Raw genomic sequence first — 17,096 nt, 5'->3', positions numbered from 1 at the left:
TAAGTTTACAGCAAAGCAAGTCTTGACGTGAAAACGTTGCTATAATAGGAACGGTGTACAGTTGAGTGTTTATTTGGTATACTTATTTGGACATATTTTAAAGTACATTATTGAATGAAAAGATAAAGGAGAACTAGAATGGCAAAAGATATTGGGATCGATCTAGGCACAGCCAATGTTTTGATCAACGTTGAAGACAAAGGCATCGTCTTAGACGAACCGTCAGTTGTAGCAATTGATACAGACACTGATAAGGTGCTTGCGGTTGGATCAGAAGCATATAAGATGGTGGGGCGGACCCCAGGTAATATCCGTGCAGTTCGGCCATTGAAAGACGGCGTGATCGCGGATTTTGATATGACTGAGCAGATGCTGTCATATTTCATCAAAAAGCTGAATGTTAAGGGACTGATGTCGAAGCCTAACATTTTGATCTGCTGCCCTACAGGTACAACAGATATCGAAAGAAAAGCCATTAGACAGGCTGCTGAAAAATCAGGGAGCAGCACTGTTTATGTCGATGTAGAACCTAAGGTCGCAGCCGTTGGAGCTGGTCTGGACATTTTCCAACCAGTAGGCAACATGGTCATTGATATTGGTGGAGGAACTAGTGATTTAGCGGTTCTTTCTCTGGGAGATATCGTTGAAAGCAGTTCTTTGCGTGTTGCCGGGGATCGGCTAAATACTGATATTGTCAATTACTTACGGAAAGATTTTGGCTTATTGATCGGAGAGCACACGGCCGAAAGAGTAAAAATCGAGATCGGGACAGCGGTTCCAGGTCATCGCAAGGAAGAGATCCAGGTTCGCGGCCGTGATATCGTCAATGGTTTGCCTAAGGAGATCACCTTAGAATCTAGTCAGATCGAAACCTCAATGCATGATACGCTTCAGAGTATTGTGATTGCAGCTAGAGAGTTACTGGGCAAGATCCCTCCTGAAATTGCTGCTGATATTATTGATCATGGTGTGATGCTGACCGGCGGCGGTGCTTTGATCGATGGGCTTCCACAACTTTTTTCAGACGAGTTGGGTGTTCCAGTAAATGTTTCTCCATCGCCTTTGCAAGATGTTGCAAAGGGTACAGGCTACTTACTGAAACATCCTGATAAGATCAGAGATTTAAAATAATTAGCTGGTGGTAGTTGTGAAAAATATTTTGATTTTTCCAATAAAAATTTATCAAAAGGTGATCTCTCCTTTATTTCCTCCAAGTTGCCGGTATTATCCGACTTGTTCCAACTATGCGCTCCAAGCACTTGAAAAGCATGGTTTGATATTGGGTGCGGTGATGGCACTGGCGCGGATCATTCGTTGTAATCCGTTTATCCGTGGAGGGTATGATCCGGTTCCGGAAAAATTTTCTATCTTTCGCAATCTAGACTGGGTCAATGAAGATTCAGCTGCTGCCGAATGGAGGAAGAAAAATGAGCAAAGAAAAAAATATTGAAATTCAAGAAAAAGAGCAAAAAGTCGATGGGCAAACGGTCAGTGAATTTGTTATGGGGAACACCTCACTCGGGAAAATCAAGGCTGACGGTAAAAGATTTGTGGTCACTTATCCTTCCGGTGAGGAATTCCATACGTCTAACAAAGCCACTGGGGTAGATGCCTTGATCAGGGAATTCCATCTGCATCATAGCTAAGTTTATGTGCAAAGATTTAAATAAAGGGGCGGTTTTCGTTCATTATGAATACAAAGCTAAGAAGAAATGATGCAGAAGACTCGCGGATCGATTGGGGCGTGATCCTCTCGGTTTTGTTATTGGCTGTGATCGGGATAGTTTCGATTTATGTTGCAGCTAATCATGATACCAGTACAACAAGTATCGCCCGGGCGATGATCTCACAGGCGATCTTTTATGCGCTTGGGATCGGACTGGTGATTTTTGTCATGCAGTTTGATGCCGAACAGTTATGGAAGGTTGCACCGATCGCATATGGGTTGGCAATTTTCTTGCTGATCATGGTCTTATTCCTTTATAGCAGGTCATATGCCCTGATGACGGGGGCCAAGAGCTGGTTTGCGATCGGGCCGCTGACTTTCCAACCGTCAGAAGTCATGAAACCGGCTTATATCTTAATGCTAGGTCGGGTCGTGACACAACATAATACAGAATATCCGAACCACACGATTCAAGGCGATTGGCAGCTGATCGGAAAGATGGTTGCTTGGACCTTGCCCGTGGCCGTGTTGCTTGAGCTGCAAAACGATTTTGGGACAATGTTGGTTTTCTTTGCTATTTTTGGAGGAGTTGTCCTTTTATCCGGAATATCTTGGAAAATAATTATCCCGACTTTTGCGCTTGTTGCCTTGTTTGGCGGTTTACTGATTTTTCTGGTTGTCTATGACCGGTCTGCTTTGCTGTCGATCGGGTTTAAAGATTATCAGTTCAAACGGATCGATTCCTGGCTGGATCCTTCAGCCAATACTTCATCCAGTGCCTACCAGCTCTGGCAGAGTATGAAAGCGATCGGCTCCGGGCAGCTGCTGGGAAAGGGCTTCAATGTTTCCAAGGTTTATGTTCCTGTGCGGGAATCTGATATGATTTTTTCAGTGATTGGTGAGAACTTTGGATTTGTTGGTTCCTGCGTGCTGATTTTTATCTATCTGCTTTTGATTTTCCAGATGATTCAGGTGACTTTTGATACCAAGAATGAGTTTTATGCCTATATTTCGACAGGTGTGATCATGATGATCATCTTCCATGTTTTTGAAAATATTGGGATGAGTATTGGACTCTTACCGTTGACCGGGATCCCACTGCCTTTTGTTAGTCAAGGGGGTTCGGCTCTGATCGGTAATATGCTCGGGGTCGGTTTGATCATGTCGATGAGATATCACTATAAGAGTTATATGTTTAGCAACAATGAAGAATTTAATTAATGTTTTGGCAGTCTGTTAGCAAGCCCTTGCGGCTTAAGGCAGGCTGCTTTTTGTGTGCTTGCTGCCGAAATTAGACTAGAGTTTGCACAAAAGTGAAAATTAACATAAAAACCTAGGGATGGAATTAGGAAAACTTGTTTTTTTGTTCCTTGTCGACCATACTGAATACATTAAGAGCAAAAATCAGATTGGAGTAGAAGAAATGAAAAAATTTTACTGTTATTCGAAGTGTTCAACCTGCAAAAAAGCGCAAAAATGGCTGGATGCCAATGGTGTTGAATATGAGTCGCAAGATTTAGTCGAACAGCCCCCGGCAAAGGCGGACATCCTCAAGTGGCTGCAAAACTCGCCGCGACCTTTAAAATATTTTTTTAACACTAGCGGTCAGCATTACCGGGAACAGAATTTAAAAAATAAGTTGCCTAGTCTGACTTTGGCGGAAGCTGCCGCGCTTTTATCTAGTGATGGCAAGTTGATCAAACGACCGTTAATGGTCGAAGGCGACAAATTAACCTGTGGGTTTAAAGAAGAGATTTACGCTGAGAATTGGCTTGATTAGAATCTTTCTAAAACTAATTGAAAACGATTCTCATTTGCATTAAAATGAATGTGAAGGTTTTAGCATTACTTGCCTGTTTCCCGGCAAAATTTGGTTTTGAAGGAGATTGAGAATGGCTACTTTAGAAATAAGAGATTTACACGTTAAAGCAAAAGAAGAATCAAGAGAGATTTTAAAAGGGGTCAACTTAAAAATGTCGACCGGAGAGATCCACGCTATCATGGGGCCAAATGGGACTGGGAAGTCTACCTTATCGGAATCGATCATGGGCAACCCTAATTATGAGATCCTGCAAGGCGATATTTTGATCGATGGCCAAAGTATCATTGATCTGCCAGTCGATCAGCGGGCACGGGCCGGTTTATTTTTGGCGATGCAATACCCCGCAGAGATCCCAGGGATCACTAATGCTGAATTTATCCGCGCAGCAATTAATTCACGGCGCCCCGAAGACGATCAAATGCCGATCCCAGAGTTTTTGCAAAAATTAGATCAAACGCTCCAGACTTTGGATATGACTCAAGAAATGGCAGACCGCTATTTGAATGAGGGCTTCTCGGGCGGTGAAAAGAAACGCAATGAGATCTTGCAATTAATGATGATCGCTCCTAAATTTGCAATCTTAGACGAGATCGATTCTGGGCTGGACATCGATGCTTTAAAGGTGGTTTCACGCGGAGTAAACGAGATGCGCGGACCGCAATTTGGTTCCTTGATTATTACTCACTATCAGCGGCTGCTAAATTATATTCAACCTGACGTTGTCCATGTCATGATGGGCGGCAAGATCGTTAAATCTGGTGGCGCCGAATTGGCTGTTAAGTTGGAAGATGAAGGCTATGCTGGACTTCGCGATGAGCTAGGCTTAGATGTAAAACTCGTTGATGAAGAATAGGGGTGCATCCAATGACAAGCAAGATACAAGAATACGCTGATATTGCTGAGTATGCCCAGCAGATGCAGGAGCCGGAGTGGTTTACACAATTACGGGTCGCCGCACGGCAAAAGATCCCAGAGTTGGTGCTGCCTGATTTTCAAAAAATCAAGTATCGGACCTGGCCCATCAACTTGAAGCAAGAGCTGTCAGTCAAGCATTCCCAGACCGCTGATTTAAATTTAGAAACTAGGCAGGGAAATTTCGTTCAAGTTGGACCGCAACTGGTCCAAGCCAAACTGCCAGCTGAATGGGCAGAAAAAGGCGTAGTCGTGTGTGATTGGCCAACAGCACTAAAAGAGCACCCAGAGCTAGTGCAAAAATATTTTATGACCAAAGCGACTAAGCCGACGGAAAACCGGTTAAATGCGGAACACGTGGCGAATTTGACCAGCGGCTTGCTGATTTATATCCCTAAAAACGTTATTTTGCAGGCACCTTTGACAACTTATTTTTATCAAGATGCACGTGAAAAACAGGATTACGTTCATCATCTCCTTTTAATTGCAGATGAGAACAGTGAGGTCTCATACCTGGAAAATACCGGGACGGTCGGCACTAGTGAGACTACGGCTAATATCATCGAAGAGGTGATCGCCTGTCAAAATAGTAAGATCAAGTTTGCCAGTGTGGATCGTTTAGGTCAGCACACAACAACTTACCTCAACCGGCGCGGTTATTTGGAAAATGATGCGCGAGTCGACTGGTCGATGGGGATGATGAATGATGGAGATATCGTAGGAGATTTTGATTCTGAGCTGGTTGGGACTGCTTCCCACGCTGAGGTCAAAGTCGTTGCGATCTCGACGGGTGAACAGGTTCAAGGCATTGATACTAGAGTCACCAATTACGGACAGCATTCCTTAGGAAATATCTTACAGCACGGGGTCATCCTGGCACGTTCTAGTCTGATTTTCAATGGGATCGGCCACATCGTTCACGGCGCTCACGGAGCTGAAGCCCAGCAGGAAAGCCGGGTGCTAATGCTGTCCACGAAGGCGCGCGGTGATGCAAATCCGATCTTGCTGATCGATGACAATGATGTGATCGCTGGTCATGCTGCGAGTGTTGGTCGGGTTGATGAGCAAAAAATGTATTACTTAATGAGTCGAGGAATTGACAAAAAAACTGCAGAACGACTAGTAATTCGCGGTTTTCTTGGCCCTGTTTTATCTGCATTGCCTTCCAAGGAAGTTCAACAGATCTTGGCGGACATGATTGAAAGGAAACTGGTCAATGGACAAAATGATGAATGAGTATCGAGCAGATTTTCCAATTTTAAAGCAAAAAGTCAATGATGAACAGTTAGTTTATTTGGATAATGCAGCAACGACTCAGAAACCGCAGGCAGTGATCGCTGCAATCAAGCATTATTATGAATCTGACAATGCCAATGTGCACCGGGGAGTTCACACATTAGCAGAGCGAGCAACTGAACAATATGAGGCCGTTAGAAGCAAAGCCGCACGTCTGCTAGGCGTGGATGACCCGCACGAGATTGTTTATACTAAGGGCACGACTGAGGCGCTCAACTGGGTTGCCGCCAGCTATGGCAGCACTCACCTTCAGCCTGGTGATGAAATCGTGCTCTCTTATATGGAGCACCATAGCAACATTGTCCCTTGGCAGAATTTGGCGGCCAAAACTGGTGCCAAACTGAAGTACATCGGACTGACGGAAAATGGGCAGTTGGATATGGTAGAGGCACAAAAAGTGATCACTGACAAAACGGCTATCGTTTCATTATGTCAAGCTTCTAATGTCTTGGGTGTGGTTAATCCAATTCAAGAAATTGCGGCGTTGGCCCACCACCATGGTGCGATCATGGTGGTTGATGGGGCACAGGCAGTCCCGCATATGAAAGTCGACGTTCGTGAGCTGGGAGCCGATTTTTACGCCTTATCTGGTCATAAGATGATGGGGCCGACTGGGATCGGAGTTTTGTGGGGTAAAAAAGAATTGCTGGCACAGATGCCGCCGCTTGAATTTGGCGGTGAAATGATCAACAATGTCGGGCTTTATCAGACAGACTTCAAAGAACCTCCGTATAAATTCGAAGGCGGAACACAGAATATCGCTGGTGTAGTCGGTCTAGGAGCCGCGATCGACTATTTGAATTCTGTTGGACCTGACAAGATCGCCGAACATGAACATCATCTGGTTGCTGATCTTTTCCCCAAATTACAAGCTATCCCCGGCATCACGATTTATGGGCCGCAGGATCCTAAACTGAGGACCGGCGTACTGTCATTTAATTTAGCCGGGGTCCATCCCCACGATCTTGCCAGTGCACTGGATATGGATGGTGTAGCCGTTCGCGCGGGGCATCATTGTGCCCAGCCATTGATGGAATATCTCGGAGTCAGCGCGACTGCTCGGGCGAGCTTTTACTTGTACAATACCAAGGAAGACACAGATGCCCTAGTCAACGCTATTTTAGATGCAAAGGAGTTCTTTTTAAATGGCTCTTTCTAGTTTAAATAATTTATACCGGCAGGTCATCATGGACCATGCCAAGCACCCGCATAATAACCGGCAACTTGCTGATGCCGATGAAGAGCTGGAATTACGCAATCCGACTTGTGGTGATGTTTTGACAATTCAGCTGAAAATTGCGGGCGGTAAAATTCAGGACGCCGCATATACTGGGTCAGGCTGTACGATTTCCCAGTCTTCAGCTTCGATGATGACCGATCAGATCAAGGGCAAGACAACTGCAGAAGTTGAAAAAATGGTTTTGGCATTTTCTGATATGGTTACCGGTAAGGATGTGCCTGACCGGGCACAGCTCTTAGGGGACGCTTCAATTTTGCAAAGTGTTTCTCAGTTCCCGGCCCGGATCAAATGTGCTACATTGGCTTGGAAAGCTGCTTATCAGGCAATCGAGGAGAGTGAGAAAAATGAGTAATGGGACAGTCCCTGAAGTTGGCGGGGAATATAAGTATGGCTTTAAAGATGATATTGAGCCCTTGTATACCACAGGCGAAGGGTTAACAGAAGAGACCGTGCGTCGGATCTCGGCTGCAAAAAACGAACCGGATTGGATGCTCGAATTTCGCTTAAAGTCTTATAAAATATACCAACGTCTGTCGATGCCTAAATTTGGGCCGGATCTGTCTGGGATCGATTTGGATAAGATCAATTATTTCCGCCGCGATTCCGATAAGGTAGCGCGGGATTGGGATGATGTGCCCGAGGACATCAAACGGACATTTGATCGTTTAGGTGTGCCGCAAGCCGAAAGAAAGTATTTAGCCGGGTCCTCTGCCCAGTACGAATCAGAGGTCGTTTATCACAATATGCGCAAGCAATTTGAGGATACAGGCATCGTATTTATGGACACTGACTCTGCAGTGCAGGAATATCCTGACCTGGTCAAAAAATATTTCGGCAAACTAGTGCCGCCGGCGGACAACAAATTAGCGGCTTTAAATTCTGCTGTGTGGTCTGGCGGAACGTTTATTTATGTCCCTAAAGGTGTCAAGGTCACGACGCCTATCCAAAGTTATTTCCGGATCAATGCCGGTAATTCAGGGCAATTTGAGCGGACCTTGATCATCGTTGACGAAGGTGCAAGCGTGAACTACGTTGAAGGCTGTACTGCCCCGAATTACTCGCAAGACAGTCTGCACGCTGCCGTGGTGGAAGTGAACGTTTTACGGGACGCCTATTGCCGCTATACGACGATTCAGAATTGGTCTGATAATGTTTATAGTTTGGAAACCAAGCGTGCACAAGCCTTTGAAAATTCCACTATGGAATGGGTCGATGGCAACCTGGGTTCTAAGGTCACTATGAAGTATCCGAGTGTATACTTAAACGGAGAAGGCGCTCGAGGTACGATGCTTTCGATCGCCTTTGCTGGTAAGGATATTCGTTCAGACACTGGTGCACGTATGCTGCATAATGCGAAAAATACTTCCTCTTCGATCGTCTCCAAATCTTTGTGCAAAGATGGGGGCAGTGTTGATTATCGGGGGCAGGTCCGTTTTGGGCGCAAATCAGATGGTTCTTTTGCTCATGTCGAGTGCGACACGATCATCATGGATGATAAGTCCACTAGTGATACGATCCCGTACAATGAGATTTTAAACGGCAATGTTTCGATGGAACATGAAGCTAAAGTCTCTAAAATCTCTGAGGAACAGCTCTATTATCTGATGAGCCGCGGGATATCTGAAGAAAAAGCAACGGAAATGATCATTATGGGCTTTGTGGAACCATTTACCAAAGAATTGCCAATGGAATATGCAGTTGAATTGAACCGTCTGATCAATTATCAGATGGAAGGGTCTGTGGGATAAAAAAGCACTAGAAGCTGTAATCATTGAAACGGTAATGATTACAGCTTCTTATGCGTCTAAACCGGCAAATTAGCAAGCAGGTCAACAAATGGAAAAAATTATGCGGTGGAAGGCAGGTCGTATTAGTGAAAATTAGGGGTATCCAGTCGGCGGAGCATGCCGCAGCCGACATCTTGCTGGAAAAATTAGGCGGTAAACGGCAGCATTTAGGGCGACAGGCTGTGGTATTGCGCCAACAAGTCAACTATCAATCGGTTTTAGAAGTGGTTGCTATTGAGAATGGAGAAGTCGTCGGTACTGGAAGCTTGCAGCAGATCCTTGTGGGTCAAAGCGTTGGCTTAATGGTCGGCCCGATCGTAGAAAAAGACGGGCGGTTAAAGCCGTTGCTGGATGAACTGCTGGATCGTGCTTTGCGGACCGGATATCGCTTTGTTTTGTGGGAGCAGACTGGTCAGATCGATCCCAGCGAGTTTGGTTTTAAAAAGAGCAGTCCTGGGAAAATTTTCTTTGATACTGAACAAACTCAAACAGACCTTTACGTCTATCCGCTTGTGCCCGACGGCTTGAATGAAATCTCGGGCAAGATAGAAATGAATGAAAACTAAAAAAGCATGTTCACCCCGATTCAAGGTTCAGGGTGAACATGCTTTTAGTTTACTAAGTTAACTATTCTTCAAGTTCGTTTGTACAGGCTTTCTGCGTCCAATCAACCAGAGAAGCAAGAGGGCGACAGCAGCGATCACTACGATGAGAGTGATCCGCGCTGAAAAGTGAGATCCGCCTAGCCAGACCATGGCAATGATCGCGATCAAAGTTGTTGCGATCATTGCGCTCCATTGTGCTTTGTCAAAGGCAATGCCATATTCTTCCTCACGTTTTCTGATCAAAGGCAAGAGTGCCCCGAGTCCGATCAAAACGAAAATTGCAACGATATTGATCACCAGCTCGTACCACCAGGTCCCGCTATATGTTGAAACATCTTGAGGAGCGATGCCAAAGATGGTCGCAGCAGCGGTCACTACTAGTAAGAATAAACCAAAATCATAAGCAATTTTGTCGTTTTTAATAAAGACATATTCAGAAGGATATTTAGCAGAATTTTTACGGACGCGCATAAAGGCAAAGAAGATCCAGCAGGTCACTCCGGGCGAAATGATCCCGTTTAAGTTGAGCAGCCAGTTGAAAATGTCGTTCATTTCAGGCAAAAAGACTCCCAGCAGCATAATGAAACCTGAAAGTGCGCAGGTTAGGATATAACCGTTGATCGGCAAGCCGCTGGCATTTTTCTTTTGCAAAAACTTAGGCATATACTTATCGCCGGTATCCGCGATCAGCATTCTAGTCATTGCGTCTAATAAAACTGCTAGTAAGGCACACATGTAGATCACTGAAGTCCAGGCGTAAATGTACATGAATAAGTTGCCGACACCGTACTGTTGACCCAAGGCTTGGAAAGCATAGTAGTCGCCGTTCATTTTCAAGTCATTGGGCAAATGGTTGGCGTCAAAGAAGATCCCCAGTGAAAATGAGCCAAAAATGGTCAAGAAAGTGGTCATTAGAGCTAAAGTGATCATGGCCTTAGGAAATTCTACCTTTGGTTTTTTCATCCTGGTCACGAATGGTGCCACTAGTTCTGCCCCATTGACAGCATAAATCAAGAGTCCAATGGTTGTTAGGTATTTTAAATCAAATTTAGGAATAATCGTATGAATATTCATCGGCTGGGTTGCCATATGCCAGCCGCTTTGGCTGAGGCCGACGATCGACAGAATAACAAAGAGGACCGTCATTGCGAACATTGCAAAACCGCCAATTGTAGATAAAACTTCCATCGAATTTGCAAGATGCCTTTGAACAATAATGAAAATAATAAAAATAATAAAAGTTACCAGAGTAAAGAGCGAGTTCGGCATTTTAGCTTGAAATTCGTTGCTGCCGGTAAAGGCCCAGCCAAAGCCGACGATCACTGATTGAGCTGAGTCAACTACATAGGGGATAGAAGCTGCCCAGTAAGTCCAAGCTGTAAAGTAGCCTAAGAATTCTCCGTTTGTTCCGCGAATCCACGAACTTAAGCCGCCGCCTTCGTGATTAAAAATTGATCCCAATTGTCCAACCATTAATGCGTATGGGATCACATACAGAAACATCATAATGATCCAAGAGGTAATAACGCCCATACCTTGGTTTTTGAAGTTATACATGATATCTTCAAAACCGATGACGGTTACAAAAGCCATCATTGCTAGGACGGGCCAGCTTATGAATCTGTGTTCACTTTCTTCCAATTTAACTCAGTCCTTTTTTTGTTATTTTGCTGGATGAATGGTTTATGAAAATTGGATCCAACATATTGTATGAAAGTTGTGAAATAAATTTGAGTCACGGTTTATAATGTACCTTAAATACAGGCAGAGTGCAATTAATACTTAGGAAAAAGTCCCTGAATCAAAGTAATTGAAAAATTTTTTTCAACTAAGAGCGGTTATCAACGGGAAAAAGTCATTCTGGCAGTTGGAAATTGTGTGAAAGCATTGATGAAAAGGCTTGATTTGTTGCGAGAGATTTTTTTTTAACGTAAAATTACATTAATAATTGCTTCGCTAGAAAAGGGTGCGTTCTAATGGATAACGTTTTAATTGACTTTTTAAATGATTATTACCAAGCTGATCTGACCAAGATCCACGATGTGGCAGGCAATCAGCATTTGACTGGATATAGTAAATATTACCACACTGAGCTCTTCGTTAAAATTTTCAAGAATGAAGATATTTTTTATGCTGAGCAGCATGTTGATCAGAAATATTGTCCCGAGATTTTTATCGGGACAGTAATTTTTGGTGATAATTACGTTGTTGTTTTAAAAGATCGGCAATTAACTGATGTGGATCAAGAACAATTGAGCGATGAACGTGCATATATTTATGGCAGGCTGATCGCTGAATTTCATCGAAAAGTGACAGATCAAGTGGCAGTTCCTCATGATGATCGGCCCTTGTCTGAACAAATCAAGCAAAAGATGGGGCAGGTGCGAGATGAGAAGCACCGGCAGGCTTTGCAGGCGGGGCTGAAGCATGTTCAAAAGGATATACCTGCAGCCGACCAGGAATACTCTAAATTAAAAAAAGTAGTTTTACATGGGGACTTCAGTACAAGAAATATCATGCGTTATCAGGACAAGTATATTTTGCTTGATTTTGAATGGGCTCACATTGGCTGCCAGTATGAGGATTTTATTAAATTCTTTTTCTTTGAAGTCACGGACCGGGAATTGCGCCAGAGTTTCATCGCTGGCTATCAATCATTGCTGGAATTTGAGATCCCGCAGAAAGCTTGCCAGCAAGTCTTATTGTTTATGAGTGCCTTGGATATTTATCTTTTTCATGAGTCGCATTCTCAGGATAAATTTGGCGATATGGCGGACAAAATGTTGGAAACAGTGATTTCTGGTGTTCCTGTTTTAGAAATTTAAAGCAACTAGGAAATATTTTGCGAATAATTGATAAAAATAACAATTTTTTTCGTACTTTGTAGTAGTGAATTAAATTGGAGGGATCTTATGACAAGTTGCGGATGGGCATTGAATGCTCCGGCTAATATGAAAACCTATCACGATCAAGAGTGGGGCAAAGAATTGCATGGCGACAAGCAGCTCTTTGAGATGTTGAGCCTAGAATTGATGCAGGCGGGGTTGAGCTGGCAAACTATTTTAAACAAGCGGACTGCATTTCGCGCAGATTTTAGGGACTTTGAACCGTGTAGGATCGTCCGGTTAACTCAGCCTGAAATTGCTGCAATCAGCGGAGATGCTAGAATCATCCGCAATAAAAGAAAAATACATGCCATTCTCAAAAATGCCCAAGTTGTGAATTCTCTAGAAAAGCAGGGCGGCAGTTTCGACCGGCTGATTTGGGCTTATGTCGACAATACACCGCACATCAATCATTGGCAGCACCCAGAAGAAGTTCCTGCCCAAACAAAACTTTCGCAAACGATTTCTCGCGATTTGAAAAAGATGGGTTTTGAATTTGTTGGTCCAACTATTATTTATTCATTTATGCAAGCTGCCGGGCTTGTCAATGATCATTTGGAAGCATGCTCCGCTAAGTATGATTAACTTAACTCTGCTAAAAAGCTGCCATTTTGTTCAGATTTAGTCTCTTTCAGACTCGATCTGGGGAAATGGCAGCTTTTGTTATTTTTAAGTGAATTTAGTCTTGTCCTTTACGCTGTTCCTTGCTCAGGGCAGGTTTGTTATCCAGGTCTGTTCTAACTACTAAAACGTCGACATTTGCATTGCGAGTGACGTATTCAGTCACTGAACCGACTAAGATCCGTTCGACGGCGTTCAAGCCTGTTGCTCCGATCATGATCAAGTCGATATTTTTTTCTGCGGGCAAATCCTTTGCAATCACGAGTTTAGGTGCACCATACTCGATCGAATAATCAATATTCTTGATGCCGTCTTGTTTAGCTTCTTCGATATAGCCCTCGATCGTCTTTTTCGCTGACTCAGAGACTTCTTCTACCATTGCTGTATCAAAACTAGAAATATTCTGGAAGGCGCGGGTATCGACGACATGAACCAAATGGATCGAACTATTTTCTCCGTTTCTTTTAGCGACGCTGACAGCTTTTTTAAAGGCTAATTCAGCTTCATAAGAGCCATCAACAGGTACTAATATATTTTCGTAACTTTGCAACATGATGCTCACCCTTTCTATGTTTCCACTTACATTCTAACTTTTTTATAAGCAAAAAGAAAGTGAAATCGCTTTTTTTGAAGCGACTTTCACAAAGTATAGGCCCATAAAACAAACGGAATGATAAACGCACACAAGGCATCGACCAAAAGCAGGGGGAAAATGAGGGCATTAAGATCGATAAAGACCGCGATGATCGTTGCTGTTGCGCATAAGAGAACAAACCCGCCAAAATAGGTACAAAAAACACGGAGACCATGTTCCTTTTCAGGGTGAAAGATGAAAAAAGGCCGGTTGCGGTGGTTAAATAAGAACAGACCGATTATGAAAAGTGCGATGGCGATGATAAATAGTAAAACTAAAGCTGTCTTGTGCATTTTTTTCTCCTTAAATATGTATTTCTGTAGGATTTTAGCTGTAACTTGAACCAGTAAAATTGAGGGGCACACAAAAAAACGACCTAGAAAACTAGGCCGTAATTCCGTTCGCACCGTTAATTACCTCGGTAGTTGTACCCGCAGAATGCAGGAATATTGCTCCGCGCTTGTTTGTGGGACTCAAGTGAAATGAGTTTGCCAGACTACAAGTTATTGGAGCAAAGCAAGTGTATTGATAATTGTTCGGTCAACCTTACGTGATGAGGAAACGCGTATGCTACAGAACTCATAATTATAGTAGCACATCATCCATGAAAGCGCAATTCTGTGAGTGCCCGGCTTTGTTCAAGCAGACAGTTTCGCGCTTGATCCGTAAAATGAGTATTAAATGTACGTTTAACAGGGTCGCTCATTTAACGGGGACCTTTATTTTTTTGAGCCGCTCTGAGAGAATCATACTGTTTTTTATAAGCTTGTTCGATTTTTCCATTTTCTTTTGGCTGATAATACTGACGCGTCCGCAATTTTGCTGGCAGATATTCTTGTTGGACCCAGTCGTGCGGATAATCATGGGGAAATTTATATTCTGTTCCATGTCCAAGCTGGTCTGCTCCCTGGTAGTGGGAATCTTTTAAACGATTCGGAACATCTCCGTAATTGCCGGCTCTAATATCCGCTAATGCAGCATCTATTGCTGAAATGGCTGAATTGGACTTGGGAGAAAGGCATAACTCGATTACGGCATTCGCTAAAGGGATCCTAGCTTCAGGCAAACCAATTTTTTCCGCAGCCGTCACGGCATTCACAGTTCTAGCAGCTGCTTGCGGGTTAGCTAGACCGATATCCTCATAAGCAATCGTTAAAAGCCGCCGATCAACCGAGATCATATCTCCAGCCTCTAAAAGACGAGCCAAATAATGCAAGGCTGCATCAGCGTCTGAGCCGCGGATCGATTTTTGAAAGGCTGAGATCACGTCGTAGTGTGCGTCACCGTTTTTATCTTGGACTAAAGCCTTTCTTTGCAGACACTCTTCGACAACAGACAGATCCAATGTGATCGTGGCGCTTTCTTGCTCCGGTTCGGTAGACTTCGCGGCTAATTCTAATGCATTTAAAGTACTGCGCAGATCGCCATGGGTCGCGTTAGTCAGATGATCCATTGCAGCAGGGGTTAATTTGATCTTCATTTGACCCAAGCCGTTTTGACTATCGTGTAAGGCACGCTCGATTGCTTCTTTTATATCAGCGGGACTTAATGGTTTGACCTCAAAAATTTGGGTTCTGCTGCGGATCGCTGGACTGATCGAGATATATGGGTTTTCAGTTGTGGCACCGATCAGAATGATCCGTCCATTTTCTAAGTGCGGCAACAAGAAATCCTGTTTGGGTTTGGTCAGTCGATGGATCTCATCTAGCATCAAAACGACCGTGCCGCTCATTTTGGCTTCTGCCACAACAGCTTCAAGCTCTTTTTTTGAGTCAGTTGCAGCGTTTAAGGCACGGAAGGCGTATTTTGTAGAACCCGCGATCGCACTTGCAATACTAGTTTTACCAGTTCCTGGAGGCCCATAGAGGATCATCGAAGTTAGCAGTCTGGCTTTAACCATTCGCGCGATGATCTTCCCAGGGCCAACTAGATGCTTTTGACCGACGACTTCATCAATTTTAGTGGGACGCATCCGGTAAGCTAATGGTTTCACTTGAACCCTCCTTCAAACTGTATTTGTATAGATTATTGTATTAGGCAAATTCTAATTTAAGCGGCGATTTCGCGCTAGATTCAGTGACAAGGTAACTTTTCACCAAGAAACTTGTATAGTGCAAAAAAGGCTGAAAAGGGTACAAAAAAAGCCCGCAAAGCGAGCTTTTTAAAGAAATTAACCAAGTTGGTTGTAGTATTCAACGATCAGAGCTTCGTCGATATTAGCATCCAATTCTTCACGTTCTGGCAAACGAACGAGTGAACCTTCTAATTTGTTATCATCAAATGAAACAAATGCAGGACGACCAACAACTGCTTCCAAAGCATCCTTAACAACTTGCAAGTTCTTTGAACGTTCGCGCAAAGAAATAACTTGTCCAGGTTTTACTTCAAAAGAAGGGATGTCAACGCGTTGGCCATCAACTGTGATGTGACCATGGTTAACAAGCTGACGTGCTTGGCGACGAGTCGTTGCTAAACCTAAACGGAAAACAACGTTATCCAAACGACGTTCCAACAAGATCATGAAGTTATCACCGTGCTTACCTTCACGGATCTTACCAGCCTTCAAGAAAAGGTTATGGAATTGACGTTCTGACAAACCGTATGTCATACGTAATTTTTGCTTTTCTTGTAACTGAAGACCGTATTCTGAAAGTTTACGGCGGTTGTTTTGACCGTGTTGACCTGGTGCATATGGACGACGAGCTAATTCTTTACCTGTGCCGGAAAGTGAAACACCTAAACGACGAGAAACTTTCCAAGCTGGACCTGTATAACGCATAATGTAATTCCTCCAATAATTTTTTTGGAGTAAAATAATCCTGTAAACTTAGTATTCGTGCAGTTTGTTCTGAACGTTCGCTTTTGCAGCCGAAAAGTTACTAGCCATACCCTAAGGGGCAACGAACTGTTGACGTTCTTACCGTTTACTGCTGCATTATTTTACACAACTGCTAACATACCAGCCTGACAGGTAAAAGTCAAGCCTTAAGTGGGTGGTCTTTAGTCTTGATGGAGTAAAAAGCAGGAGAAAATTAAAGGTGTTCCAGCAGCCGGTTTCTGAATTCAGTCAAATTATCTTCATCCTCGGGGCTAAAACGGTCCAACAAAGGTGAATCAATGTCTAAAACACCAATTTGTTGGCTATTTTTGGTGAGAGGCAAAACGATCTCGGAATTGCTGGCAGAGTCACAGGCGATATGACCGGGAAATTCATGGACGTTTGCGACTCGCTGGATCTTTTGACTGGCAAAGGCGCTCCCGCAGACACCGCTGCCTAGTTCGATATGCATGCAGGCAACTTTTCCTTGAAAAGGACCGAGGTTAAGTTGTTGGTTAGTTTTATCATAAAGATAATATCCGGCCCAATTGATATCAGGAAGCTCCTGATAGAGCAGGGCAGCCGAATTGGCTAAATTGGCGACCAAATCATGCTCGTTTTCTAGAAGAGCGTCTACTTGTAATGCTAATAATGAATCGCTCAAATCAAATTCCTCCATTAAAATCGTATATAAACTACTATTGTTATGATATAATTAGAAGTAAATTTTAAACGGGATCTGCACGAATATCAACTAAAAAAGCAGATTTTAATTTAACATGTCTTTGCAGCTAATGTGGAAGGCTGGTT

Annotated in this window: 19 protein-coding genes; 13 read left to right on the top strand and 6 right to left on the bottom strand. The window is 43.6% G+C overall.

Annotated elements, in window-relative coordinates:
• Positions 1-138 precede the first annotated feature (138 nt).
• The 11 genes from LFYK43_RS02210 (at position 139) to LFYK43_RS02160 (ending at position 9,289) form a co-directional block, all read left to right on the top strand.
• Positions 139-1,131, top strand: coding sequence for a rod shape-determining protein (locus LFYK43_RS02210; protein ID WP_124974991.1), 993 nt, complete (start codon positions 139-141; stop codon positions 1,129-1,131).
• Between the two features lie 16 nt (positions 1,132-1,147).
• On the top strand, positions 1,148-1,450 hold the full coding sequence (gene yidD / locus LFYK43_RS02205) for a membrane protein insertion efficiency factor YidD (protein WP_124974989.1): 303 nt from the start codon (positions 1,148-1,150) through the stop codon (positions 1,448-1,450).
• A complete protein-coding gene (locus LFYK43_RS02200) occupies positions 1,428-1,646 on the top strand; it encodes a DUF2969 domain-containing protein (protein WP_124974987.1) in 219 nt (72 codons plus the stop codon). Before yidD ends, LFYK43_RS02200 begins: the two co-directional genes overlap by 23 nt.
• Positions 1,647-1,690: 44 nt before the next feature.
• Positions 1,691-2,887, top strand: a complete 1,197-nt coding sequence (locus LFYK43_RS02195; RefSeq protein WP_174713953.1) for an FtsW/RodA/SpoVE family cell cycle protein — start codon at positions 1,691-1,693, stop codon at positions 2,885-2,887.
• A 202-nt stretch (positions 2,888-3,089) separates the two neighbouring features.
• A complete protein-coding gene (locus LFYK43_RS02190) occupies positions 3,090-3,446 on the top strand; it encodes an arsenate reductase family protein (protein WP_124974983.1) in 357 nt (118 codons plus the stop codon).
• Between the two features lie 112 nt (positions 3,447-3,558).
• Positions 3,559-4,341, top strand: a complete 783-nt coding sequence (sufC, locus tag LFYK43_RS02185) for a Fe-S cluster assembly ATPase SufC (protein WP_124974981.1) — start codon at positions 3,559-3,561, stop codon at positions 4,339-4,341.
• 11 nt (positions 4,342-4,352) lie between these two features.
• The gene (gene sufD / locus LFYK43_RS02180; RefSeq protein ID WP_124974979.1) at positions 4,353-5,636 is read left to right on the top strand and encodes a Fe-S cluster assembly protein SufD; all 1,284 of its coding nucleotides are present in this window, start codon (positions 4,353-4,355) and stop codon (positions 5,634-5,636) included.
• Positions 5,617-6,855: a cysteine desulfurase gene (locus tag LFYK43_RS02175; protein ID WP_124974977.1), complete on the top strand. Its 1,239-nt coding sequence runs from the start codon at positions 5,617-5,619 to the stop codon at positions 6,853-6,855. The genes sufD and LFYK43_RS02175 overlap by 20 nt, the downstream gene beginning before the upstream one ends.
• Entirely contained in the window at positions 6,842-7,288 is a 447-nt protein-coding gene (gene sufU, locus LFYK43_RS02170; RefSeq protein WP_124974975.1) for a Fe-S cluster assembly sulfur transfer protein SufU, read from the top strand. The genes LFYK43_RS02175 and sufU overlap by 14 nt, the downstream gene beginning before the upstream one ends.
• Complete coding sequence (gene sufB, locus LFYK43_RS02165) at positions 7,281-8,684, top strand: Fe-S cluster assembly protein SufB (protein WP_124974973.1); 1,404 nt, start codon at positions 7,281-7,283, stop codon at positions 8,682-8,684. Before sufU ends, sufB begins: the two co-directional genes overlap by 8 nt.
• A gap of 125 nt (positions 8,685-8,809) precedes the next feature.
• Positions 8,810-9,289 (top strand): GNAT family N-acetyltransferase, encoded by a 480-nt coding sequence (locus tag LFYK43_RS02160; RefSeq protein WP_124974971.1) that lies wholly within the window; start codon positions 8,810-8,812, stop codon positions 9,287-9,289.
• Positions 9,290-9,346: 57 nt separating this feature from the next.
• Here LFYK43_RS02160 and LFYK43_RS02155 read toward each other — a convergent pair whose 3' ends face one another.
• A complete protein-coding gene (locus LFYK43_RS02155; protein WP_229717887.1) occupies positions 9,347-10,924 on the bottom strand; it encodes an APC family permease in 1,578 nt (525 codons plus the stop codon).
• Positions 10,925-11,304: 380 nt separating this feature from the next.
• Between LFYK43_RS02155 and LFYK43_RS02150 the strand changes: the two genes are divergently transcribed.
• Positions 11,305-12,153 carry a phosphotransferase gene (locus LFYK43_RS02150; RefSeq protein ID WP_124974967.1) on the top strand — a complete coding sequence of 283 codons (849 nt, stop codon included), beginning with the start codon at positions 11,305-11,307 and terminating at the stop codon, positions 12,151-12,153.
• 87 nt (positions 12,154-12,240) lie between these two features.
• Positions 12,241-12,798, top strand: a complete 558-nt coding sequence (locus tag LFYK43_RS02145; RefSeq protein WP_124974965.1) for a DNA-3-methyladenine glycosylase I — start codon at positions 12,241-12,243, stop codon at positions 12,796-12,798.
• Between the two features lie 94 nt (positions 12,799-12,892).
• On the opposite strand, the gene LFYK43_RS02140 is transcribed toward LFYK43_RS02145, so the two are convergent.
• From LFYK43_RS02140 to msrC, 5 genes are all read right to left on the bottom strand, one after another.
• Positions 12,893-13,387 (bottom strand): universal stress protein, encoded by a 495-nt coding sequence (locus LFYK43_RS02140; protein WP_124974963.1) that lies wholly within the window; start codon positions 13,385-13,387, stop codon positions 12,893-12,895.
• A gap of 86 nt (positions 13,388-13,473) precedes the next feature.
• Complete coding sequence (locus tag LFYK43_RS02135) at positions 13,474-13,761, bottom strand: hypothetical protein (protein WP_124974961.1); 288 nt, start codon at positions 13,759-13,761, stop codon at positions 13,474-13,476.
• Between the two features lie 413 nt (positions 13,762-14,174).
• A complete protein-coding gene (locus LFYK43_RS02130; RefSeq protein ID WP_124974959.1) occupies positions 14,175-15,461 on the bottom strand; it encodes a replication-associated recombination protein A in 1,287 nt (428 codons plus the stop codon).
• Between the two features lie 177 nt (positions 15,462-15,638).
• Positions 15,639-16,250 carry a 30S ribosomal protein S4 gene (gene rpsD, locus LFYK43_RS02125; protein WP_124974958.1) on the bottom strand — a complete coding sequence of 204 codons (612 nt, stop codon included), beginning with the start codon at positions 16,248-16,250 and terminating at the stop codon, positions 15,639-15,641.
• Between the two features lie 250 nt (positions 16,251-16,500).
• Positions 16,501-16,950, bottom strand: coding sequence for a free L-methionine (R)-S-oxide reductase MsrC (gene msrC / locus LFYK43_RS02120; RefSeq protein WP_124974956.1), 450 nt, complete (start codon positions 16,948-16,950; stop codon positions 16,501-16,503).
• Between the last annotated feature and the right edge of the window lie 146 nt (positions 16,951-17,096).

Origin of the sequence: Ligilactobacillus salitolerans (genome assembly GCF_003864415.1) — a bacterium.
Taxonomy (GTDB): domain Bacteria; phylum Bacillota; class Bacilli; order Lactobacillales; family Lactobacillaceae; genus Ligilactobacillus; species Ligilactobacillus salitolerans.
This window is presented reverse-complemented; position numbering and strand designations above follow the sequence as displayed.

What these genes read in the sequence shown, in the direction of transcription:
- LFYK43_RS02210 (WP_124974991.1), top strand. Translation starts at nt 139, where the DNA reads ATGGCAAAAGATATTGGGATCGATCTAGGCACAGCCAATGTTTTGATC.
- LFYK43_RS02140 (WP_124974963.1), bottom strand. Translation starts at nt 13,387, where the DNA reads ATGTTGCAAAGTTACGAAAATATATTAGTACCTGTTGATGGCTCTTAT.
- LFYK43_RS02175 (WP_124974977.1), top strand. Translation starts at nt 5,617, where the DNA reads ATGGACAAAATGATGAATGAGTATCGAGCAGATTTTCCAATTTTAAAG.
- LFYK43_RS02195 (WP_174713953.1), top strand. Translation starts at nt 1,691, where the DNA reads ATGAATACAAAGCTAAGAAGAAATGATGCAGAAGACTCGCGGATCGAT.
- sufB (WP_124974973.1), top strand. Translation starts at nt 7,281, where the DNA reads ATGAGTAATGGGACAGTCCCTGAAGTTGGCGGGGAATATAAGTATGGC.
- LFYK43_RS02190 (WP_124974983.1), top strand. Translation starts at nt 3,090, where the DNA reads ATGAAAAAATTTTACTGTTATTCGAAGTGTTCAACCTGCAAAAAAGCG.
- LFYK43_RS02200 (WP_124974987.1), top strand. Translation starts at nt 1,428, where the DNA reads ATGAGCAAAGAAAAAAATATTGAAATTCAAGAAAAAGAGCAAAAAGTC.
- sufU (WP_124974975.1), top strand. Translation starts at nt 6,842, where the DNA reads ATGGCTCTTTCTAGTTTAAATAATTTATACCGGCAGGTCATCATGGAC.
- LFYK43_RS02155 (WP_229717887.1), bottom strand. Translation starts at nt 10,924, where the DNA reads ATGATGGCTTTTGTAACCGTCATCGGTTTTGAAGATATCATGTATAAC.
- LFYK43_RS02135 (WP_124974961.1), bottom strand. Translation starts at nt 13,761, where the DNA reads ATGCACAAGACAGCTTTAGTTTTACTATTTATCATCGCCATCGCACTT.
- sufC (WP_124974981.1), top strand. Translation starts at nt 3,559, where the DNA reads ATGGCTACTTTAGAAATAAGAGATTTACACGTTAAAGCAAAAGAAGAA.
- sufD (WP_124974979.1), top strand. Translation starts at nt 4,353, where the DNA reads ATGACAAGCAAGATACAAGAATACGCTGATATTGCTGAGTATGCCCAG.
- LFYK43_RS02150 (WP_124974967.1), top strand. Translation starts at nt 11,305, where the DNA reads ATGGATAACGTTTTAATTGACTTTTTAAATGATTATTACCAAGCTGAT.
- LFYK43_RS02145 (WP_124974965.1), top strand. Translation starts at nt 12,241, where the DNA reads ATGACAAGTTGCGGATGGGCATTGAATGCTCCGGCTAATATGAAAACC.